General features: G+C 67.7%; 25 protein-coding genes. 17 read left to right on the forward strand and 8 right to left on the reverse strand.

Translation table 11 applies throughout. The annotated features are described in order from the left end of the window. Positions 1–43: 43 nt before the first annotated feature. Both C6I20_RS11580 and C6I20_RS17845 read right to left on the reverse strand, forming a co-directional pair. Positions 44–766, reverse strand: coding sequence for a transglutaminase family protein (locus C6I20_RS11580; RefSeq protein ID WP_118396104.1), 723 nt, complete (start codon positions 764–766; stop codon positions 44–46). Between the two features lie 361 nt (positions 767–1,127). Next, a complete protein-coding gene (locus C6I20_RS17845) occupies positions 1,128–1,514 on the reverse strand; it encodes a nuclear transport factor 2 family protein (RefSeq protein ID WP_118396105.1) in 387 nt (128 codons plus the stop codon). A 168-nt stretch (positions 1,515–1,682) separates the two neighbouring features. Here C6I20_RS17845 and C6I20_RS17850 point away from each other — a divergent pair, with 168 nt between their 5' ends. The 6 genes from C6I20_RS17850 (at position 1,683) to C6I20_RS11615 (ending at position 5,797) form a co-directional block, all read left to right on the forward strand. Next, the gene (locus tag C6I20_RS17850; RefSeq protein ID WP_371682682.1) at positions 1,683–2,540 is read left to right on the forward strand and encodes an NADP-dependent oxidoreductase; all 858 of its coding nucleotides are present in this window, start codon (positions 1,683–1,685) and stop codon (positions 2,538–2,540) included. Between the two features lie 254 nt (positions 2,541–2,794). Further along, positions 2,795–2,962 carry a VOC family protein gene (locus tag C6I20_RS17855; RefSeq protein WP_371682683.1) on the forward strand — a complete coding sequence of 56 codons (168 nt, stop codon included), beginning with the start codon at positions 2,795–2,797 and terminating at the stop codon, positions 2,960–2,962. Positions 2,963–3,099: 137 nt separating this feature from the next. Continuing rightward, positions 3,100–3,324 (forward strand): hypothetical protein, encoded by a 225-nt coding sequence (locus tag C6I20_RS11600; protein WP_162891286.1) that lies wholly within the window; start codon positions 3,100–3,102, stop codon positions 3,322–3,324. A gap of 11 nt (positions 3,325–3,335) precedes the next feature. Beyond that, entirely contained in the window at positions 3,336–3,962 is a 627-nt protein-coding gene (locus C6I20_RS11605; RefSeq protein ID WP_118396108.1) for a CPBP family intramembrane glutamic endopeptidase, read from the forward strand. Positions 3,963–3,971: 9 nt separating this feature from the next. Continuing rightward, the gene (locus C6I20_RS11610) at positions 3,972–5,144 is read left to right on the forward strand and encodes a sensor histidine kinase (RefSeq protein WP_118396109.1); all 1,173 of its coding nucleotides are present in this window, start codon (positions 3,972–3,974) and stop codon (positions 5,142–5,144) included. Further along, the gene (locus C6I20_RS11615; protein WP_118396110.1) at positions 5,141–5,797 is read left to right on the forward strand and encodes a response regulator transcription factor; all 657 of its coding nucleotides are present in this window, start codon (positions 5,141–5,143) and stop codon (positions 5,795–5,797) included. Before C6I20_RS11610 ends, C6I20_RS11615 begins: the two co-directional genes overlap by 4 nt. Before the next feature lie 226 nt (positions 5,798–6,023). Here C6I20_RS11615 and ychF read toward each other — a convergent pair whose 3' ends face one another. From ychF to C6I20_RS11630, 3 genes are read right to left on the reverse strand one after another with little or no spacing between them, the layout of a single operon-like run. Further along, on the reverse strand, positions 6,024–7,112 hold the full coding sequence (gene ychF, locus C6I20_RS11620; RefSeq protein WP_118396111.1) for a redox-regulated ATPase YchF: 1,089 nt from the start codon (positions 7,110–7,112) through the stop codon (positions 6,024–6,026). 19 nt (positions 7,113–7,131) lie between these two features. After that, positions 7,132–7,650 carry a GNAT family N-acetyltransferase gene (locus C6I20_RS11625; protein ID WP_162891287.1) on the reverse strand — a complete coding sequence of 173 codons (519 nt, stop codon included), beginning with the start codon at positions 7,648–7,650 and terminating at the stop codon, positions 7,132–7,134. Then, the gene (locus tag C6I20_RS11630) at positions 7,637–8,188 is read right to left on the reverse strand and encodes a GNAT family N-acetyltransferase (protein WP_118396113.1); all 552 of its coding nucleotides are present in this window, start codon (positions 8,186–8,188) and stop codon (positions 7,637–7,639) included. The genes C6I20_RS11625 and C6I20_RS11630 overlap by 14 nt, the downstream gene beginning before the upstream one ends. Positions 8,189–8,257: 69 nt before the next feature. Here C6I20_RS11630 and C6I20_RS11635 point away from each other — a divergent pair, with 69 nt between their 5' ends. Continuing rightward, positions 8,258–9,331, forward strand: coding sequence for a DNA recombination protein RmuC (locus tag C6I20_RS11635; RefSeq protein ID WP_162891288.1), 1,074 nt, complete (start codon positions 8,258–8,260; stop codon positions 9,329–9,331). 2 nt (positions 9,332–9,333) lie between these two features. Next, on the forward strand, positions 9,334–9,759 hold the full coding sequence (locus C6I20_RS11640; RefSeq protein WP_118396115.1) for a DUF6542 domain-containing protein: 426 nt from the start codon (positions 9,334–9,336) through the stop codon (positions 9,757–9,759). A gap of 9 nt (positions 9,760–9,768) precedes the next feature. On the opposite strand, the gene C6I20_RS11645 is transcribed toward C6I20_RS11640, so the two are convergent. Both C6I20_RS11645 and C6I20_RS11650 read right to left on the reverse strand, forming a co-directional pair. Continuing rightward, positions 9,769–11,655, reverse strand: a complete 1,887-nt coding sequence (locus tag C6I20_RS11645) for a Na+/H+ antiporter (RefSeq protein ID WP_118396116.1) — start codon at positions 11,653–11,655, stop codon at positions 9,769–9,771. 110 nt (positions 11,656–11,765) lie between these two features. Next, the gene (locus C6I20_RS11650) at positions 11,766–12,761 is read right to left on the reverse strand and encodes a 4-hydroxy-3-methylbut-2-enyl diphosphate reductase (protein WP_118396117.1); all 996 of its coding nucleotides are present in this window, start codon (positions 12,759–12,761) and stop codon (positions 11,766–11,768) included. 45 nt (positions 12,762–12,806) lie between these two features. Between C6I20_RS11650 and xseA the strand changes: the two genes are divergently transcribed. Further along, positions 12,807–14,057: an exodeoxyribonuclease VII large subunit gene (gene xseA / locus C6I20_RS11655; protein WP_118398864.1), complete on the forward strand. Its 1,251-nt coding sequence runs from the start codon at positions 12,807–12,809 to the stop codon at positions 14,055–14,057. Then, on the forward strand, positions 14,041–14,265 hold the full coding sequence (locus C6I20_RS11660; protein WP_118396118.1) for an exodeoxyribonuclease VII small subunit: 225 nt from the start codon (positions 14,041–14,043) through the stop codon (positions 14,263–14,265). The genes xseA and C6I20_RS11660 overlap by 17 nt, the downstream gene beginning before the upstream one ends. Here C6I20_RS11660 and C6I20_RS11665 read toward each other — a convergent pair. After that, positions 14,238–14,780, reverse strand: a complete 543-nt coding sequence (locus C6I20_RS11665) for a DUF4245 domain-containing protein (protein WP_118396119.1) — start codon at positions 14,778–14,780, stop codon at positions 14,238–14,240. The two genes, C6I20_RS11660 and C6I20_RS11665, sit on opposite strands and share 28 nt — an antisense overlap. A 100-nt stretch (positions 14,781–14,880) precedes the next feature. On the opposite strand from C6I20_RS11665, the gene glpX reads away from it, so the two are divergent. The 7 genes from glpX to C6I20_RS11700 all read left to right on the forward strand — a co-directional run bounded on the left by glpX (position 14,881) and on the right by C6I20_RS11700 (position 21,329). Further along, positions 14,881–15,888, forward strand: coding sequence for a class II fructose-bisphosphatase (gene glpX / locus C6I20_RS11670; RefSeq protein WP_118396120.1), 1,008 nt, complete (start codon positions 14,881–14,883; stop codon positions 15,886–15,888). Between the two features lie 7 nt (positions 15,889–15,895). Continuing rightward, positions 15,896–16,795 carry an alpha/beta fold hydrolase gene (locus C6I20_RS11675; RefSeq protein ID WP_118396121.1) on the forward strand — a complete coding sequence of 300 codons (900 nt, stop codon included), beginning with the start codon at positions 15,896–15,898 and terminating at the stop codon, positions 16,793–16,795. A 65-nt stretch (positions 16,796–16,860) separates the two neighbouring features. Then, positions 16,861–17,262: a molybdopterin-binding protein gene (locus tag C6I20_RS11680; RefSeq protein ID WP_118396122.1), complete on the forward strand. Its 402-nt coding sequence runs from the start codon at positions 16,861–16,863 to the stop codon at positions 17,260–17,262. Continuing rightward, positions 17,259–18,023, forward strand: coding sequence for a molybdate ABC transporter substrate-binding protein (gene modA / locus C6I20_RS11685; RefSeq protein ID WP_118396123.1), 765 nt, complete (start codon positions 17,259–17,261; stop codon positions 18,021–18,023). The genes C6I20_RS11680 and modA overlap by 4 nt, the downstream gene beginning before the upstream one ends. Continuing rightward, entirely contained in the window at positions 18,023–18,811 is a 789-nt protein-coding gene (locus C6I20_RS11690; protein ID WP_118396124.1) for an ABC transporter permease, read from the forward strand. Before modA ends, C6I20_RS11690 begins: the two co-directional genes overlap by 1 nt. After that, positions 18,808–19,851 (forward strand): sulfate/molybdate ABC transporter ATP-binding protein, encoded by a 1,044-nt coding sequence (locus C6I20_RS11695; RefSeq protein ID WP_118396125.1) that lies wholly within the window; start codon positions 18,808–18,810, stop codon positions 19,849–19,851. Before C6I20_RS11690 ends, C6I20_RS11695 begins: the two co-directional genes overlap by 4 nt. Before the next feature lie 92 nt (positions 19,852–19,943). Further along, complete coding sequence (locus C6I20_RS11700) at positions 19,944–21,329, forward strand: aspartate ammonia-lyase (protein WP_118396126.1); 1,386 nt, start codon at positions 19,944–19,946, stop codon at positions 21,327–21,329. Positions 21,330–21,487: the final 158 nt, after the last annotated feature.

Below are 21,487 nucleotides of genomic sequence, written 5' to 3' on the forward strand. Positions count from 1 at the left end.
CCGCGCGAGGTGCCGCTCGTCGCCAGAGCTGGCGGCCCCGCGGCTACCGCTCACCGCGGGGCGCGAACATCTCGTCAGGCTCCGCGCTCGATGGTGTCGCCCCGGTGGGGAAGTTGTCTCCGTAGTAGTGGCGCAGCATGGCGAGCAACCACTCGAACGGCAGGTCGACGAAGGCCCCCCGGTCGTGGACGTACTCCATGTGGCGCCCGCCATGGGCGTCGTGCTCGTGGAGAAGCGCGTCGGACGTGCCGTCGAAGTCGAGGGGAGCGACACCGAACCGCTCGCACAGCTCGACGTTGAAGGTCGGGGTCACCTTGAACCAGCGGTCGTTGAGGTAGAGCTCGGTGAAGCCGTGGCAGACGAACAGGTCGGTTCCCATCTGCTCGCGCAGCTTGTCGCTCTGGAGGTGATTGCGGACATCGGCGAACCCGACCCGGGAGGGGATGCCCACAGCCCGAGCCGCGGCAGCGAGCAGCACCGCCTTGGGAACGCAGAAAGCCGCGTCCACGCCCAGGATGCTGGACGCGCGGTAGTCAGCACGGTCGCCCGACACCGAGTAGGGGTCGTAGCGGATGCCGTCGCGGACCGCGCGGTACAGAAGGCCGGCTCGCTCCACGTCGCTGCTGGCCCCGGCGGTGGTTCGCCGAGCGAACTCGATCACCGCGGCGTCATCGGAATCGATGAACTCGGTCGGCTGCAGGTAGGCGTCCAGGCTCTCCGGCTGGAGCCCGATGGGCGGTGACGGCTCAGTGGCGTGCGGATCCATACGCCGATCCTAGGTCGACTCTGACCACTGGCTCCGAGGGGCTATCCATCGCAGAAGCGGTCGAAGGCGGCTCAGGCCCGCCTTGCTCAGCGGTTGAAGCCGAACTCGACCACGTTCCGTCGCCAAACGACCTCAGCCTTCAGCAGAGAGACCAGGCTATTGCCGCTTAGCCAAAACAGCTTCGACCGCCTTCAACAGGAACAAACTGTGAGTGGGCTCGTACGCGTGGGCCTCGGCAGTCCCCTGAAAGCAAATCGGCCATCGTCGAGTTGGCCGAGTTGCTGTCTCCACCGCCGCGGATAGGCGTGGACTCGCAAGCCTCTCGAGCAGGAGGCGCCCATGATTGCGCGCGGTGTCTGGCTCAGAACATGCCGTTGCCGTTCGCGGAATCGTCGCCGATGACTTGAAGAACATCCCAGTGTTCGACGATCTTGCCGTTCTCGTCGAGGCGGAAGATATCCATACCGGCATACTCTTCGTCCGGCCAAATCTGGTGGCAATGCAACACCACGAAGGAGCCGTCGCTGACCACGCGCTTGAACTCGACCCGTTTTCCGGGGTACTCGGCAGCCATTCGCTCGAAATAGTCGATGAAGGCTTGCTTTCCGTCTCCGACATGTGGATTGTGCTGCCGATACTCATCGCCCGCGTAGAGCTCGATCGCTTCACGCGGTCGGTTTTGGTTGAACATCAAGTCGTAGAAGGCGGCAACGTCTGTCGCGTGGCGCTCGTTCGTCTCGGTTGTCATGCCAACGGGAACAAACGGTGTCAGTTCCCTGTTCCCGAAAGCAACCCGAGAATCGCGACGTACAAAGGAAGACCGATGACGACAACAATGCTGGCCATGACGACAGACGATGGTGACGGCTTCGAGCTTTCCACCGTGAATCGCCCGGTACCGAGCGGAACCGAGGTGATGATCGAGGTCGAGGCAGTCGGTGTGAACCCGGCGGACTGGAAGGTTCGCAGCGCCCCCAAGGCTCCAGCTGGTCCCGGGCCGGGCGCCGGCGTGATCATGGGCTGGGACGTCGCCGGGACAGTCGTCGAGGTGGGGCCAGGAGTGACGCGCTTCTCCGTTGGCGACCGCGTGTTCGGAATGCCGCGCTTTCAGGACTTCGCGCACTCCTACGCCGAGTTCATGGTGGCCAGGGCGCGTGAGCTCGCCCTCATCCCCTACGGAGTTTCATTCGTCGATGCGGGAGCGGCGCCACTCGCCGGGCTGACTGCTTGGCAGACCCTCGTTGACGTTCTTCAGGTAGGCACCGGCGATCGAGTGCTCATCCACGCGGGTGCTGGCGGAGTGGGTCACCTCGCCGTCCAGATCGCGAAGGCCCGTGGGGCCGAGGTGTGGACAACCGCATCGGCCCGGAACCACGATGCGCTGCGCGATCTCGGCGCTGACCACGTCATCGACTATCGCAACGAGAGGTTCGAAGACCAGGCTCAGGACATGGATGCCGTCCTCGATCTTGTGGGCGACGGCGAAACGGCGGCTCGATCCGTCGCGACGCTGCGGCGCGGGGGCCGACTTGCCTCGATCTCGCCCGCGATTCCGACAGCCGGGGAGCAGCGAGAAGCGGGGATCAGCGCCCACTTCTTGCTCGTCGAACCCGACTATGCCGGTCTCGAGTCAATCGCTGCCTTGCTGGCGACAGGAGAACTACGAGTGGTCATCGCCGAGCAGCTCCCGCTCAACGAGCTGAGTAGCCTCTACGAAATCGGCAATCGAGGTGGCACCATGGGCAAGCTCGTCGCGACGAAAATCGTCCCCTAGCAGCACTCACAGCGTGACGTGGGCCCCACCGTCACCTTCTCGACGGGCCTTGCGTCAGTTTTGGAAGCTCGGGACGCGGGGCCGCGTCGCCAGCGACAAGCATCGTGAGACCTTCCCAGCCAGACATTAAATCGGAACTCCACGAGGTTCCGCGGCTACTCCATCTCTGGACCGACATCAATGGGGATGATGAACTGAGCAGATGAAGATCGAACGAGTCGGTCAACCCTGACGTTTCAATCTTCGTCGACGACATCGAGGCCGCCCACGACGCGGCGGTGGCATCGGGCGTCGAGATTGTGCACCCACTGACAACAGAAGAGTGGGGCGTGCGCCGCTTCTTCTACCGCGACTCGTCCGGGCGCGTGATCAGCATCGGCACTCACACCTGGATTGGCTGCAAACCGCCGACTCCTCCATGAGGTCGTGGTCGCGCACACAGCACTGATGGCGTCGGTGTCCATGCAGCGGCGCGCAACCGCGCCTCCGTCTTGAGACATAGCCAATTCACGTCTGTAGCCAGACGCGGCCCCCCGCGATCTCGCGGCACCGTTGTGGCATGAACTCAACTAGTAATCTCAAGCGCGAAGTGGCCGCGTACGTAGGTGTCACGTTCTCGTTGGCCACCGCAGTCGTCGTCGCATTCCCTCACGCAAACATCAACTTGCTGCTCACCGTCCTGGTGCCGACCGTGACGGTCGCGATCCTGACATTGACCATCACCCACGAGGAGGCGGACGTGGAGAGGTCTGGCGAGGGTTCGGGCTCGGCCGCGCCGGGTTGAGGACCTGGCCGATGGCGGTCGCGATTCCGTTCGTGCTGTGCGCTGCGGCGTACGGGACAGCGGTCGCGTTCGGAGTGGGCCGCCTGACGGTACGCCCGGGGGACGCAAATCTGGAATGGGCGATCAATCTCGCCATCAGTGCGGTCCTCGGGACGATCATCATCCTGGGTGAGGAGATCGGCTGGCGCGGCTACCTTTTGCCACGGATGCAGGCGCTCACCGGCACCCAGCGCCAAGCGGCGCTGGCCACCGGGTTCGTCCACGGCTGCTTCCATCTGCCGTTGATCCTGCTCGCGACGACCTACGACACCGGGGTCCCACGCTGGCTGGCCGCACCAGTGGTGGTCGCCCTGATCACGGCCGGCGGGGTCTTCTATGCCTGGATCTGGGACCGATCGAAGTCTGTCTGGCCGGTGGCGATCGCGCACAACACGGTCAACACGGCCTTCGACCTGGGTGCCGCCGGTGTCGTGTCGGGCGGATCCATGAACATCGCATACGTCGCCGGGGAGACCGGGGCCGCAACGTTAGCTGTGGTCGTCGTGACCGCCGTCCTGCTCTGGCGCTACGCCCGGGTGTGGCGCACGCCAGGGCAGGACTGTGGAGCGGCGCAGCCGGCGCCGATCGCGGCGGCGTAGTCTCTGGCCATGATTGCGCAGACGGCGCCCTCGGCGGCGCGCCGCAACGGGTGGACTGTTGCCGCGCAGCGCCTCGGCCCCTACCTCGATCCTGCGATCGGACTCACGGCAGCCGTGCTTGCGGTCGTCGCGTTGCTGGGAGCGGATCCGAGCACGATCGACCCGCGACTGCGGGACCCGGATGCTGTCGCCGTCATCGCGACCCTCGCGGCCGCCGGCTCGTTGGCCTGGCGCAGGCGCCGTCCGTTGACGTCCTTCGCGGTGATGGTGGCCGGCTGCCTGGTCGTGACTCTCGCTGACCACTACATCGGGCTCCTTTCGGTTCTGTTCCTGCTCAGCCTGTACTCGTTGGCCGCTCACGGCCGGCGCAGACGAGGGCTGGCCGGGTTCGGGATCGCCGTGGCCTGCTTCGTGGGCCTCGCGCTGCTCGACGTACCTGACCTCGGCACCTCGGTCCTGCTTCAGTCGCTGGCCCTGCTCGTGGCCGCGTGGGCGCTGGGAGATGCCGTTCGCTCGCGGCGCGAGCAGCAGCGCGTCCAGCAGCGAGAGCAGGTCGAGGCTGCGGTGACCGACGAGAGGCTCCACATTGCACGGGAGCTGCACGACGTGGTCGCGCACAGCATGTCGCTGATCGCAGTACAGGCCGGTGTGGGTGCGTATGTGATCCGCTCCGACGTCGCTGCGGCCGAACGAAGCCTGGAGGTCATCGCCGACACCAGCCGTCGGGCGCTGGAGCAGACCCGGGCGATGCTCGGGATGCTGCGCGAGGCGCCCGAAGGGGCCACCCGGCCCCCTGCCCAAGGACTGCACGAAATCTCAGCGCTTGTGGAGGACATGCGAGCCGCAGGGCTCACGGTCCAGCTGACTGGCCCGAGCGCGATGCCCGATCTCGATGCCGCGGCGTCGTTGGCGGCGTACCGCATCGTCCAGGAGTCGCTGACCAACATCATCAAGCACTCGGCATCGGCCACGGCGACCGTCACGCTCAACGCATCCCCGACCGGGCTCAGCATCCAGGTCGTCGATCCCGGTCCGACGCGACCAGAACAGGGCTTGGGTCCTGGCCACGGACTGCTCGGACTTCGAGAGCGGGTCCGCCTGCTCGCCGGAACGCTCGACGTCGGCCCCCACGATGCCGGGTTTCGCGTCCTCGCAGTTCTGCCCCTCGGAGCTAGACGATGATCCGTGTCGCAGTCGTGGATGACCAGGACCTGGTCCGGGCCGGGTTCATTCTCCTGCTCGGATCGGCCCCCGGCATCGAGGTCGTCGGCGAGGCCAACGACGGCATCGAAGCAATCAGCATCTGTCGACGCACAACGCCCGACGTGGTCGTCATGGACGTCCGGATGCCGCACCTCGACGGACTGTCCGCAACCCGGACCATCTTGGCTGACCCCTCGTGTGCGGACACCCGAATCATCGTCCTCACCACCTTCGACGAGGACGAGCTGGTTATGGAGGCACTGCGATCAGGCGCGAGCGGCTTCCTACTCAAGGACACCCGGCCGGCACAGCTACTCGATGCCATCGAAGTGGTCGCGGCCGGCGAGGCGCTGCTCCACCCCCGCGTCACCAGGCGACTCATCGAACAGCTCGTGGCACACCCAGAACCACGACTCATCCCAGACGACCGCCTCACCGATCGCGAACGAGACGTCCTGCTAGCCGTAGCCCGCGGTCTCTCCAATCAAGAGATCGCCGCCGAGCTATACCTCGGCTACGGCACCGTAAAGACCCACGTCAGCACCCTGCTGACCAAGCTCAGTTACCGAGACCGCGCACAACTGGTGATGTACGCCTACGAAGCCGGCTACACCTCGCCCGGCGACTCCTAACCGTTCAAACTGACGATCCCAGTTCAATCAGGTACGCGAGGCGGCATGAATCGGTGCCACGTCGACCTGCCCCATTTCATCGCCAAAGCAGTGTCGCCGAGCACGCTTCCGACGGCCCGAGACATCCCCCGAGCACCTCAGAAATACCTTCGATGAACCCGCGCGGCACAATTTCTTGCGGGGTGTGCGCGACTACACCCCAGCTCACCTACGCAAGCAGACCTTCTTAAACGTTGAAGCGGAACTCCACCACGTCGCCGTCGACCATGACGTAGTCCTTGCCCTCCATGCGCACCTTGCCGGCGGACTTGGCCGCGGCCATCGAGCCAGATTCGTGCAGATCCGCGAAGGACACGATCTCGGCCTTGATGAATCCGCGCTCGAAGTCTGTGTGGATGACGCCAGCGGCCTGCGGCGCTGTCGCGCCCTTGGAGATCGTCCACGCGCGCGACTCCTTGGGACCGGCGGTGAGGTACGTCTGCAGGCCGAGAGTGTCGAAGCCGACGCGGGCGAGAGCATCGAGACCGGGCTCGGTGACGCCCATGTCCGCGAGCATCTCGGCGCGCATGATCTCGGCCTCCTCGTCGTCGCCGAGCTCGACAAGCTCGGCCTCGGACTTGGCGTCGAGGAAGATCGCCTCGGCGGGGGCACAGATCTCGCGCATGCGGGCCTTGAGGCCCTCGTCAGCGAGCTCGTCGGTGTCGCAGTTGAAGACGTAGATGAACCGCTTGGACGTCATCAGGTGCAGATCGCGCAGCAACACCAGGTCAAGTTCGGCCTTGAGCACGCTGGTGCCGGCCTCGAGCGCCTCCTTGGCCTTCATGGCCTCCTCGAACACGGGGACGAGCGACTTGTCCTTGCGCGAGTCCTTGTCGAGCCGCGGCAGCGCATTCTCGAGGGTCTGCAGGTCGGCGAGCGCCAGCTCGATCGAGATCGTTTCGATGTCGTTGGCCGGGTTGACGTCGCCGTCGACGTGCGTGACGTCCTCGTCGCGGAAGACGCGGGTGACCTGGCAGATCGCGTCGGACTCCCGGATGTGCGACAGGAACTTGTTGCCCATGCCCTCACCCTCGGAGGCACCGCGGACGATGCCGGCGATGTCGACGAACTGCACCGTCGCGGGCAGCTGCTTTTCCGAGCCGAAGATCTTGGCGAGCTCACCCAGTCGGGAGTCGGGCACACCGACCACCCCGACGTTGGGCTCGATCGTCGCGAACGGGTAGTTCGCCGCAAGAACGTTGTTCTTGGTCAGTGCGTTGAAAAGGGTCGACTTGCCCGCGTTGGGGAGTCCTACGATGCCGATGCTGAGAGCCACGATTGACAATCGTACGGGTTCAGGGGCGGTCGAGGCGAAACGCCCGGAGCTCTCGGTCGTACCAGTCGACCCGCAGACCCAGGTCCGTCATGCCGAGTCGGGCGCACACGGCCTGCGATGCGACGTTCAGCGGATCCGTCACGGCGTACAGCGCCGGTACGTCCGAAGCGAACGCACGGTCGACCAGGACCCGGGCCGCCTCAGTCGCATACCCCTGCCCCCACACGTCCGGGAGGAAGTGCCACCCGATCTCCATGCGCTCGCCCGCGAACCCCGTACTGCTCGGGATCGGGACCAGCATGACCATCCCGACCGGTGACTCCGCGATGCGTGGGATGACCGCAAATATCCCCGCGGCGGGGTGACTTCCGATTCGCTGTGGCTGGCCGGCGATGCGCTCGACGGCCTCGCCACGGTGGCTCATCGCAACGCCCCGCCCGCTCCAGCGTGCGACCTCGGGCCGACCGAACAGGTCGAACAGGAAGTTCGCGTCGTCCGGAGTGAACCGCCGAAGGGTCAGGCGCTCAGTGGTGATCACGGCGGCTCCAGTCCGCTCCGGTGGCATGGAAGAGCCTGCTGTCGCCGGCGTACCAGGGATCCGGCACCACCCCGAGCGGACGGAGGCCAAGCCGCTCGGCGATCGCTGCCGACGGAGCGTTGTCCACAAACATGTCGCACCAGATCTCGTCCAGGCCTGCGGCGAAGACGTGGTCGAGCAGAGCCACGGCGGCCTCCGTGGCGTAGCCGTGGCCGACGGAGTCGGGGTGCAGGTGCCAGCCGATCTGGCGCTCACCGTGCTCGGCGTTGGGGAGCGGCACGACCATCACGGTGCCCGCCACGAGACCCGACTCCCGGACCTCGATGGCGTACCCGGCGTCGTACGGGCCGCTCTCCGCAGTGACGCGCCAGTCGGCGATCCACGCGAGCGCCTCGTCGTCACCACCCATCGGCGTGTGCGGCGGGTCGTCCAGCCACTGGATGACCTCGAGGCGGCTATGGATGTCGAGCACGCGGTCGGCGTCGCCGTCGACGTACGGGCGCAGGACGAGCCGCTCGGTCCCGATCGTGGTGCTCACCCCTCGGTTCTATCAGTCCCGCGGGCCGACCTGCACGAAAGTGTCCGCGGTCGCGCGCATGCTGAGGTCATGGAAGCCTTCCCCCTTCTCCTGACCGCCCTGCTTGCCCTCGTCGCTGGACTCGCCGTGGGGGTGCTGCTCGGCAGCCGCCGCGCACCATCGGCCTCGGCACACGACCTCAGCCTGTCCAGCGCGGCGACGGCCCAGGCCGTCGAGCCGGTGCGGGAGAGCCTCGACCGCTTCGGCGAACGCCTGCGCGAGCTCGAGGCCAGCCGCATCGAGTGGCACGCCCAGCTGCGCGAGCAGGTCGACGCCGTACGCCAGACCAACGACTCCCTACGCAAGGAGACCGCCTCGCTGGCCACCGCACTTCGCCGCCCACAGGTCCGCGGTCGGTGGGGCGAGATGCACCTCAAGCGCACCGCCGAGCTCGCCGGCATGCTCGACCACTGCGACTTCGAGCTGCAGGTCAGCGTGCAGGGAGATTCGGTGCTGCGGCCCGACATGGTCGTCCGACTCGCGGGTGGCAAGTGCGTCGTGGTCGACTCCAAGGTCCCCCTCGACGCCTATCTCGACGTGACCGAGGCCGAGACCGAGGAGGACGGCATCGCGCACCTGCGCCGACACGTCCGTCAGGTACGCACCCACATCGACCAGCTCGCCGCCAAGTCCTACTGGACGCAGTTCGACCAGGCCCCCGAGTTCGTCGTGCTGTTCGTGCCCGGCGAGTCGATCCTGTCCGCGGCCCTCGAGGCAGAGCCCGCCCTGCTGGAGTACGCCTCGGCCAAGAAGGTTGTTCTCGCGACCCCCACGACGCTCATCGCCCTGCTCCGCACGGTCGCCTACGCCTGGACCCAGGAGCAGCTCGCGGCCAACGCCCAGGAGATCCAGACCATCGCGCGGGAGATGTACGACCGGATCGGCACCGTCGCGGGCCACGTCGACAAGCTGGGCCGCTCACTGGAGGGCACGGTGCGCTCGTACAACGACGCAGTGAGCTCGATCGAGTCGCGTTTCCTGGTCACCGCACGCAGGCTCAACGCCCTGCACGTCTCCGACACCCCCGTCGAGTCCCCCCGCCTCGTCGAGTCGACACCCCGTTCATTGACGGCTCCCGAGCTCGTCGATGAACTAACGTCATAGCCATGTCACAGGCGGTGTCCCGCACACCTGCAGCCTTGGCCCGTCGGGATCTCAGTGCCCGCCAGGCGATCCTCGCCGCCTGTGTGGCCATGGCAGGCGTGGTCGGTCTCGACCTGATGATCGACGGCCGGCTCGGTCTGTTGTTCTCGATCGGCTTCGTCCTGGTCGCGGTGACCGCACCGCTCGCCGTTGACGTCCGGGCGCTGCTGCCGACCGGGGTCCTGCCGCCGCCGCTGCTGATCGGCACCCTCCTGCTGGTCAGCATCTTCGCCTCGACCGCGATCGAGGTCGAGGGTCTGGCCAAGGACGCCGGAGTCATCGCGCGGCTCATCGCCTCAGTCCTTGACCACGGCATGACGCTCGTCGTGGGCCAGGCACTCGCGCTCGGCGTCATCGCGCTGCGGGTCCTGACCAACCCCGATCGCTAGGCGTTCGCCTCAGCCGTTGGCGTTGTCGATGAAGCACCAGCGCCACGCCTCGCCAGCCTCGAAGCTGCGCATCACGGGGTGCCCGCTCTGCTGGAAGTGTTTGGTCGCGTGCCTGCCGACAGTGGAGTCGCAACACCCCACGTGCCCGCACTCCATGCACAGCCGCAGGTGGACCCAGCCGACTCCTTCGGCAAGACACTCCTCGCAACCCATGGGGGTGGTCGGGGTCGGCACCGTGCACGCCGCCGCGAGATGCTCGCACGCCGCCGCGGGATCGGTCGACGGCCGCAGATCTTCCTGCCGTTCGGCCGAGACCTCGTCGTCGTACGCCCGGTCCAGGATCGACTCCTCGACATCCAACGAGTTCATGACCAGCTGCAGCACCGACTGGTCGACGGTGCCGAGCTTGCGGATCCGGAGCAGCTCCTCACGCTCCCGCCCGATCATCTGGTTGCGGATCCGCGCGTATTGCGCGCTCGGCGTCTCGTTGCCGCCGAGCCGCTCCCACACCGCGTTGGTGCGGTCAGTGGCGCGCTCGCGCAGCCGGTGCATGATCGCCTCGGAGATGTCGTCGGTCACCTCTTCGTCGAGGTAGGCCATGCCGGCATCTGTCACCGACTGCAGGACCGTGGCCTCCTGCAAGTGGTCCTCCTGCGGGTCCGGGCCCGGCACCTTGAGCGCGCGGACCAGCCACGGGATGCTCAGCCCCTGGATCAGCAGCGTCCCGACCGTGACGACGAACGCCATCAGCACCAGGACCTCCCGTTCGGGAGTGTCCGACGGCAGCAGGAACACCGCAGCCAGCGTGACCACGCCGCGCATACCGGTCCAGGCGACAAGAAAAGCCGCTCGCGGGTCCGGACGCGACTCCGTGGCCGCGATGCGGGGCACCATGAGCGGCAGATATGTCGCCGGGAAGACCCACACGATCCGCAGCAGGATCACGGTCACGAGCACCACGGCGCAGGCGACCGTGATCTCCGTGGCCGTCATGGCACTGTCGCCGAGGTCGGACACGATCGCACGGATCTGGAGACCGATCAGGAGGAAGACCGAGTTCTCCAGGACGTAGGAGATCGTGGTCCAGTTGGTGCGCTCGAACAAACGGGACGATGCCGACTGGATGCGCGGCGACTTGTGGCCCAGGATCACCCCGGCCACGACGACCGCCAGCACGCCGGACGGTTCGGAGTCGAGCCCGGGCACGTGAATCGCCTCGGCCGGGAGGTAGGCAATCCACGGGGTCAGCAACGACACCGCGACATCGGTGACGTCGTCGTGGATATGGCTGCGGATCTTGCCGATCACGACGGCAACGACCAGGCCGATCAGCACGCCACCGATGGCCGAGACTGCAAAGCCTGCGCCGATCTGCCACACGCTGACCGATCCTGAGATCGCCGCAATAGAGGTTCGCAACGTCACGATCGCGGTGGCGTCGTTGACCAGGCTCTCGCCCTCGAGGATCGTCACGACCCGGCGGGGCAGCCCCACGCGGCGAGCGATCGCGGTGGCAGCCACGGCATCGGGCGGGGCGACCACAGCACCGAGCGCAAGTGCCACCGCCAGCGGCACGTCCATCAGCATCCAGACGACCAGCCCCACACCAACCGTCGTGAACAGGACCAGCCCCACCGACAGCAGCGCGATCGGGCGGCGGTACGTCCGGATGTCGATCAATGAGGTCCGGATCGCGGCGGCATACAGCAGCGGCGGCAACAGGCCGACCAGCACGATCTCGGGCGTCAGCTCGAACTCCGGGACGAACGGCAGGTAGGAGCAGACCAGGCCGACGACGATCAGCACTAGGGGTGCGGGCAACCCGATGCGTCCGGCGCCTGCACTGACCGACACGACGATGGCCAGCAGGGTCACGAGTGTCAGGGCGGTCTCCACCCGCCCATTCTGACAGTCCCGCCCAGTGGCCCCGACGGAATCTGGGACCGGCGTCCCGCGCGGCCCGTCGTACTCGGACGAGAGCGGCGGTCAGCTGATCCTGTCGAGACCTACTTGTAGGGGACGCCGGCTGCCTTCATGTCACGGCGCAGCTCCGGCGGGAGCGCGAAGATCAAGCTCTCGTCGGCGGTGCGCACGGCCTCAGCCCCCGGGTGCCCGCGATCGGCGAGATAGCCCAGCACCTCCTGGACCAGGTCGTCCGGCACGGATGCTCCCGAGGTGACGCCCACGTGCTCGACGCCTTCGAGCCAGGCCTCGTCGATCTCGGAGATGTCGTCGATGCGGTAGGAAGCCTTGGCGCCGGCCTCCAGCGCGACCTCGACCAGACGCACCGAGTTGGACGAGTTCGACGAGCCCACGACGATCACCAGATCGGCATTCTTGGCGATCTCCTTGACCGCGACCTGCCGGTTCTGCGTCGCGTAGCAGATGTCGTCGCTCGGCGGATCCTCCAGCTGCGGGAACTTCTCGCGCAGCCGGCGTACGGTCTCCATCGTCTCGTCGACGCTCAGCGTCGTCTGCGACAGCCACGACAGGCGGGTGCCCTCGGGGAAATCGAGCCCCTCGACGTCATCGGGCGTCTGGACCAGGGTGATGTGGTCCGGAGCCTCGCCAGCGGTGCCCTCGACCTCTTCGTGTCCCTCGTGCCCGATCAGCAGGATGCGGTAGCCCTCGCTGGCGAAGCGCCGCGCCTCGTGGTGCACCTTGGTCACCAGCGGGCAGGTCGCATCGATCGTCTTGAGGCTGCGATCGGCGGCCTCGGCGTGCACCATCGGCGAGACGCCGTGAGCCGAGAAGACGACCGTGGCGCCCTGGGGCACCTCGTCGAGCTCCTCGACGAAGATCGCGCCGCGATCGGACAAGTTGTTGACGACGTGTTTGTTGTGCACGATCTGCTTGCGGACGTAGACGGGGGCGCCGTAGAGGTCGAGCGCCTTCTCCACCGTGATGACGGCGCGGTCGACACCTGCGCAGTAGCCGCGCGGGTCGGCCAGCAGCACGCTGCCTCCGACGGGGGGCATGCCGAGCTCGATCGTGGAAGACATGTGCACGAGTCTAACGGTGTCGGGCCAGCGCCCTAGGGTGTGCGTATGGCTCTGGAGACGACGGCGGACCAACCCGCCCCGCTGCGCCAGATCTCCCAGCTCATCGACGGCTACGTCGGGCGCCTCGGCGCGGTGTGGGTCGAGGCCGAGATCGCGCAGCTGACCCGGCGTCAGGGCGTCTGCTTCCTGACCCTGCGGGACCTGATCGCCAAGATCTCGATCGAGGCCACGTGTCACGTCAGCGTGCTCGACGCGTCCCCGGGTGCGATCACCGAGGGCGCCCGCGTGATCGTCCACGCCAAGCCCTCCTTCTACGCCCCGCGAGGCACGCTCGCACTCGAGCTGCGCGAGATCCGGCCACAGGGCGAGGGTGAGCTGCTGGCCCAGCTCGAGCGCCGCAAGCAGCTGCTCGCCGCCGAGGGCCTGTTCGACCCGCGCCACAAGTTGAGCCTTCCGGTCCTTCCCCACGGCATCGGGCTGATCACCGGCAAGAACTCGGCGGCCGAGCGCGACGTCCTGCAGAACGCGCGCCTGCGCTGGCCCGACGTCCGCTTCGTCGTCCGGCACGCCTTGATGCAGGGCAATGGCTCGGCCGCCGATGTCATGCGCGGGCTGGCCGAGCTGGCTTCGGACGACTCGATCGAGGTCATCGTCATCGCGCGCGGCGGCGGGTCGATCGAGGACTTGCTGCCATTCTCCGACGAGGGACTGATCCGTGCGGTCCACGCCTGCCGGACACCCGTGGTCAGTGCGATCGGGCACGAGCCTGACACTCCGATCCTCGATCTCGTCGCCGACCTGCGGGCTTCCACCCCCACCGATGCAGCCAAGCGGATCGTGCCGGACGTCGGCGAGGAGCTCGCCGGCCTGGCTTCCATCCGGGCTCGGTCCAGGCTGGTGATCGGCGCGATCGTGAGCCGCGAGCTGCACGGTCTGGCCGCCATCCGCTCCCGCCCGGTCCTGGCGACACCGTCGACCCTGGTCGACGCCCAGCAGGCCATCGTCCAGGAAGCCCGTGACCGGGCCCGGCGATCGCTGGGCCACCGTCTGGACCGCGCCGGCGACGAGATCGGCCACCACTTGGCCCGCGTACGCGCGCTGTCCCCGCTCGCGACCCTCGAACGCGGCTACGCCGTGGCCCAGCTGCCCGACGGCACGGTCGTCACATCGGTCGGGCAGGTCGCCGACGAGGTCGAGCTCAGCATCCGGGTCGTCGACGGCACGATCGCCGCCCGCGTCCTGACCACCGAGACCACACCGCACGGCAAGGAAGACGATCATGGCCAAGACACCTGAGTCACCCCAGATCCCCTACGAGCAGGCCCGCGACGAGCTCATCTCGGTCGTGCAGAAGCTCGAGGTCGGCGGCACGAGCCTCGATGAGTCGCTCGCGCTGTGGGAGCGAGGTGAGGTGCTGGCCGGCATCTGCCAGCAGTGGCTCGATGGCGCTCGCAGCCGCCTGGCTGCCGCAGCCGATCAGCTCGACGCGAGCGACGAGACGTAGTCCTCCATCATCTGGCGTGATGCGGTGCCGTTGAGGAGGATCGTGATCCCGTCCTCGCGGCGTACGAACGTCCACCGGTCCTGAGGGCCGGACCTCACGGTCCAGTCCTCGCCGGCGATGACGGCGTCACCGACGCGTTTGCTGCCATCGGCAAACCGATCGACCGCTCGATCGACGCTGATCTTGACCTGCTCGAGCCCGATGTAGGCGTCCGTGTCGGTCAGTACGCCGAGGTGCCACGAGTTCGGCTCGTATCGCGCCGAATTCGCGATCCAACCCTCTGGCAGGCTCGACGGTGCCAGCAGCGCGAAGTCCGCTGCCGGACGCGCCTGTCCGACGATCGTGGCGTAGTCGACGGCCGTGACGGGGCTGTCGGGAGTGCGGGTAAAGAACTTGCCGATGCCCCAGACCGCCATGACGATCAGCGCGATCACCACGACTGAGCGGATGATGTCGCCCATCGAAGGGTTGCCACGGCTGGACCGAGGGGAGCTCGCGCCCTCACTCTGGCTCATCTGCACTACCTGTCTGTCGTTGGCGTAGCCACTTTACGGGCCCCGCACCAGCGGGAAGTCGACCGGTCACGTGATGTCAGCCGCCCGCTAGGATGACCGCGTGGACAGCCTCCAGCCGGCAGAACAGGCCCCAGACCGAAATCTCGCCCTCGACCTCGTACGCGTAACGGAGGCGGGCGCGATGGCCGCTGGCCGCTGGGTGGGTCGTGGTGACAAGAATGGCGCCGATGGTGTTGCGGTCAACGCCATGCGCACCCTGATCAACACCGTGCAGATGGACGGTGTTGTCGTGATCGGCGAGGGCGAGAAGGATGAAGCGCCCATGCTGTTCAACGGCGAGCACGTCGGCGATGGCACCGGACCGGAGTGCGATGTCGCGGTCGACCCGATCGACGGCACGACTCTGACCGCCAAGAGCCTTCCGAACGCCGTGTCGGTCATGGCCGTCGCGCCCCGCGGATCGATGTACGACCCGTCCGCTGTGTTCTACATGGAAAAGCTCATCGCCGGCCCCGAGGCAGCCGACCTGGTCGACATCCGCCTGCCGGTCGCCCAGAACATCGCCCTGGTTGCCAAGGCCAAGGGCATCTCAAACAGCGATGTGACGGTCTGTGTGCTCGACCGCCCCCGGCACCAGAAGCTCGTCGACGAGATTCGCGCGGCTGGCGCCCGGATCAAGTTCATCATCGATGGCGACGTGGCCGGCGGCATCACCGCGGCTCGACCCGACACCGGCGTCGATCTGCTGGTCGGCATCGGCGGCACCCCCGAGGGCATCATCACGGCGTGCGCCATCAAGGCCATCGGCGGCACGATCCAGGGCAAGCTGTGGCCGGTCGACGACGACGAGCGCCAGCGTGCGATCGACGCCGGCCACGACCTCGACCGGGTGCTGCACACCAATGACCTGGTCGACGCCGACGACTGCTTCTTCGTCGCGACCGGCATCACCGACGGTGAGCTGATGGCAGGTGTCCGTTACGGCGCCGGCAAGGCGTACACCGAGTCGATCGTCATGCGCTCGCGCAGCGGCACGATCCGCAAGATCAGCAGCGAGCACCAGCTCGGCAAGCTGCAGGCGTACTCCTCGATCGACTACGAGCACTGAGGTCGGCATGAATCGTTCTGGCGAGCAGTTCGCGTCGTTGCCGTCCGGGATCGACATCTGCTTCGAGACCTTCGGTAATCCCGAGAACCCGGCGATCCTGCTGGTCATGGGTCTCGGCGGGCCGATGGGCTGGTGGTCCGAGGACTTCTGCGAACGGCTCGCCCGCCGCGACTACCTCGTGATCCGCTATGACAACCGCGACACCGGGCGCTCCACCAAGCTGCGCCAGCACAAGGTCGGCAAAGTCGATGTCGTGCGCGCCTTCGCGGGCCTGGCCAAGGCTCCCTACGGCATCAAAGACCTGGCCGAGGATGCGTTCGGCCTGCTCGACCACCTCGGTGTCGAGCGGGTGCACCTGGCCGGCGTGTCGATGGGCGGCATGATCGTCCAGACCATGGCGATCACTCAGCCCCAGCGCACGTCGTCGATGACCTCGATCATGTCGACGACGGGCAACCGCCGGGTCGGCTGGCAGCATCCACGCGTCATCCCCGCAATGCTCGCCTCGGCTGGCCGCACCCGCGACTCGTACGTCGACCGGTCACTGCGCACCTCGGCGGTCATCGGGTCGCCTGCCTTCCCCAGCGATGAGGAGCTGTCCCGCACCCGGGCCTACGAGACGTACGACCGGGGCTGGATCGCCAGCGGCGTCGCGCGGCACATGTTGGCGGTGCTGACGCAGTCCGACCGCACCAAGGACCTCACGACGCTGGACCTGCCGGTCACGGTGATCCACGGGCTCAGCGATCCGCTCGTGCACCGCTCCGGTGGCCGGGCCGTCGCCAATGCCGTGCCTGGTGCCGAGCACATCGAGATCGCGGGCATGGCCCATGACCTGCCCACACAGCTCTACGACACGTACATCGAGGCGATCGTGCGCACCGCCGAGCGTTCCATCTCGCACTGAAAAACTCCGCAACTGCGGCTGCAGCGCTTGGTTTATTCCGCAGATCATGATCTAGACTGCCGTCCATGGTGCACATACGTATCTCCGACGCCGCTCGGTTCCTGGGCGTCAGCGACGACACCGTGCGCCGATCGATCAGCAGCGGGGCCCTCGCCTCGGTGACCGACGCGTCCGGCCGGATGGCGATCGAGGGCCGTGCGCTGGCCGAGTTCGCCAAGGCCCAAGCCGGCTCGGCCGCCGACGCAGGGTCCACCAGCTCGGCCCGCAATCGGTTTGTTGGTCTGGTGACAGCGGTCAAGACCGACGCCGTCATGGCGCAGGTCGAGATGCAGTGCGGCCCGTTCCGCGTCGTCTCGCTGATGAGCAGCGAGGCCGTCGACGAGCTCGGTCTGGAGCCCGGATCCGTCGCGGTCGCGGTGATCAAGTCGACCAACGTCATCATCGAGTCGCTCTCCGGCTCGGCATGAGGCATCTTCTGCTCGGGTTGGCGCTGCTCGTGCCGCTGAGCGCCTGCTCCGACGGTGCGCTCGACGACCGAGCGGGCGACTCGCCGCAGGTCACGATCACGGTGTACGCCGCAGCGTCGCTCAAGGACACGTTCACCGAGATCGGGCGGCAGTTCGAGGCCGAGCACGACGGCGTCACCGTGGCGTTCAGCTTCGCCGGCTCGTCCGACCTCCTCGCGCAGATCCAGCAGGGTGCGCCCGCGGACGTGTTCGCGTCCGCCGACGCCGACACGATGGACACGGCACATGCCGCGGGCGTCCTCGACGGCGCCGCGCAGGACTTCGCCTCCAACACCCTCGAGATCGCCACTCCGCCGGACAATCCGGCCGACGTCGCCACCCTCCGGGATCTCGCCGACAGGCGAGTACGGACCGTGGTCTGCGCCCCACAGGTGCCGTGCGGCGCTGCTGCGGTCGGCGTCCAGAAGGCCGCCCGCATCGCGATCCCCGCGGTCAGCGAGGAGCAGTCGGTGACCGATGTGCTGGGCAAGGTCATCTCCGGCGAGGCCGACGCCGGCCTGGTCTACGTCACGGACGTCAAGGCCGCCGGCGACCGGGTCGCCGGGATCGAGATTCCCGAGTCCGCCGGGGTCGTCAACACGTACCCCATCGCTCCCGTCCGGCGCAGCGCGCACGCGGAGGACGCCCAGGTCTTCGCCGACTTCGTGGTCGGACGGCAGGGGCGCGCCGTGCTGGCCGCCGCCGGATTCGGCCCACCCTGATGGCGACCGGCTCCTCCGGGCTCCCCCGCTGGATCTTCGCTCCCGCCGCAGTGGGCGCCCTGTTCATCGTGCTTCCGCTGGGGGCGATGGCCTCGCGCGTGGACTGGGGTGCGTTCCCGACGCTGATCACGTCCGACTCGTCGCAGGCCGCGCTGGGGCTCAGCCTGCGCACCTCCGCAGCGAGCACGGTCCTTTGCATCCTGCTGGGCGTCCCGATGGCACTCGTGCTGGCCAGGACAACCTTCCGCGGGCAGTCGATCGTGCGGTCACTCGTGCTGCTGCCGCTGGTGCTGCCACCGGTCGTCGGCGGGATCGCACTGCTCTACACCTTTGGCCGGCGCGGCTTGCTCGGCGAGACCCTCGACGTCCTGGGTCTGCAGATTGCGTTCTCCACGACTGCCGTGGTCATCGCGCAGACCTTCGTCGCCCTGCCGTTCATGGTCGTGAGCCTGGAGGGCGCGCTCCGCGCCACCGGGCAGCGGTACGACGTTGTCGCGGCGACACTCGGCGCTCGCCCCACCACTGTCCTGCGTCGGGTCACGCTGCCGATGGTGCTGCCCGGGCTCGCCGCCGGCACCGTGCTGTCGTTCGCTCGGGCGCTGGGCGAGTTCGGAGCGACGCTCACCTTTGCGGGCAGCCTCGAGGGTGTGACCCGCACCCTCCCGCTGGAGATCTACCTGCAGCGCGAGACCGACCCCGACGCTGCGGTCGCGCTCTCGCTCGTCCTGGTCGCCGTCGCGATCCTGGTCATCGGGCTGGTCCGGGGCTCACGGAGCGCGACGCCGTGAGCCTGCGCATCGAAGCGACGATCACCGCCCGCGACCTCGACGTCTCCCTCGAGGTCGGCGAGGGTGAGATCGTCGCGATCCTCGGGCCCAACGGCGCCGGCAAGTCCTCACTGCTATCGATGATCGCGGGGATCCTGCGGCCCGACACTGGCCGGGCGTCTCTCGGTGCCGACGTCCTGTTCGACCTCGCGCGGGGCACGTGGCAACCCGCGCACGCCCGCGGCACTGCACTGCTGGCGCAGGATCCGCTGCTGTTCCCTCGCCTCAGCGTCGTTGACAACGTCGCCTTCGGCCCGCGTAGCGCCGGCCGTTCCCGCTCGGAAGCCCGCGCAGCGGCCATGACCTGGCTCGCCGCGGTCGATGCGGTCGAGCTCGCTGCCGCCCGACCATCCCGGCTCTCCGGCGGGCAGGCACAGCGCGTGGCGATCGCCCGGGCGCTCGCCGCCGAGCCCAGGCTGCTGCTCCTCGACGAGCCGATGGCCGCACTCGACATCACGGTGGTGCCGGCCATGCGACAGGTGTTGCGTCGCGTGCTCGCCGGCCGAACCGCGATCATCGTGACGCACGATGTGCTCGACGCCCTCCTGCTCGCCGACCGCGTCGTCGTGATGGAGCGCGGAAGGATCGCCGAGGAAGGTCCGACGCGGATCATACTGACCAGGCCGCGCAGCACGTTCGGCGCCGACATCGCCGGCCTCAACCTGGTGCGCGGGACCTCGGCAGGTGGGGCCGTGCGTACGCCAGCCGGGGCTACCGTCGCCGGGCTGTCCGAGCAGTCGGTGCCCGAGGGCATGGCTGCCGTCGCGGTGTTCAGTCCGAGCTCGGTCGGTGTCTACGTCGAACCGCCGGCCGGCAGCCCCCGCAACGTGTTCGCGTCGACGATCCGCGAGCTCGAGCCGCGAGGCGCGCAGGTTCGCGTCCGTACCGACGACCTCAGCGCCGACGTCACCCTCCCGGTGGTCGCCGAGCTCGACCTGGCGCCGGGACGTCAGGTCTTCCTCGTCGTCAAGGCCAGCGAGGTCTCGATCTATCCCGCCTGATTTCCTCATCGGTCGGCGTGAGGCAGGCTGAGTCGGGCGGCAGGTCCCGTCCTGCCGCACCGCCGTGCAAGGCCCAGCGATATCGTCGCGACATGACCGAATATCGCATCGAGCACGACACCATGGGCGAGGTACGCGTCCCCGCTGACGCCCTCTGGCGAGCCCAGACCCAGCGAGCCGTCGAGAACTTCCCGATCTCCGGCACACCGATCGAGCCGGCCCAGATCCGCGCGCTCGCGCAGATCAAGGCCGCCTGCGCCAAGGCCAACGCCGAGCTCGGCATCCTCGACCAAGACATCGCCGACGCGATCGTGGCCGCCGCCGAGGAGATCGCCTCCGGTGCACACGATGCGCAGTTCCCGATCGACGTCTTCCAGACAGGATCGGGCACCTCGAGCAACATGAACACCAACGAGGTCCTCGCGACGCTGGCCACCCGGTCGCTCGGCAAGGAAGTGCACCCCAACGACCACGTCAACGCGAGCCAGTCGTCCAACGACGTGTTCCCAACATCGATCCACCTCGCGGCAACCGCATCGGCGAGCAACGAGCTGATCCCCGCACTGGACCACCTCGCGACCTCGCTCGAGACCAAGGCCGCCGAATTCGCCACGGTCGTCAAGTCCGGACGTACCCACCTGATGGACGCCACCCCGGTGACTCTGGGCCAGGAGTTCGGCGGCTACGCCCACCAGATCCGCCGTGGCATCGAGCGGGTCGAGGCGTCGCTGCCCCGCACCGCCGAGGTCCCGCTCGGCGGCACCGCGGTCGGCACCGGCATCAACACGCCGATCGGCTTCCCGCAGCGCGTCATCGAGATCCTCGCCGAGAACACCGGCCTGCCGATCACCGAGGCCGTCGACCACTTCGAGGCGCAGAGCGCCCGCGACGGACTCGTCGAGATGTCGGGCCAGCTGCGCACCATCGCGGTCAGCCTGACCAAGATCTGCAACGACCTGCGCTGGATGGGCTCGGGACCTCGTACGGGCCTCGGCGAGATCGCCCTGCCCGACCTGCAGCCCGGCTCGAGCATCATGCCCGGCAAAGTCAACCCGGTCCTGCCCGAGGCGACGCTGATGGTCGCGGCCCAGGTCATCGGCAACGACGCGACGATCGCGACGGCCGGCGCCTCCGGATCGTTCGAGCTCAACGTCATGCTGCCGGTCATCGGTCGCAACCTGCTGGAGTCGATGCGCCTGCTCGGCAACGCCTCACGGGTGCTGGCTGACCGCTGCATCGACGGCATCACTGCCGACGAGGAGCGCTGCCTGTTCCTCGCCGAGTCGTCGCCGTCGGTCGTGACGCCGCTCAACCGGTTCATCGGCTACGAGAGCGCAGCCAAGGTCGCCAAGCAGGCGGTCAAGGACAAGAAGACCATCCGTCAGGTCGTCATCGAGATGGGCTTCGTCGAGCGTGGTGACATCAGCGAGGCCGATCTCGACAAGGCCCTCGACGTCATGTCGATGACCCACCCCTAACCCCCCCCCTCCCCGCTGACGGGTCACTTTCCGTCCGCTGACGGGTCACTTTCCGTCCGCTGACGGGTCACTTTTTGCAGAACGACGGGTCATGAACCGCCCCCGCGCGGGACAGGAACTGACCCGTCACTGGACGAAAAGTGACCCGTCAGCGTTCG

Origin of the sequence: Aeromicrobium sp. A1-2 (assembly GCF_003443875.1) — a bacterium.
Taxonomy (GTDB): Bacteria; Actinomycetota; Actinomycetes; order Propionibacteriales; family Nocardioidaceae; genus Aeromicrobium.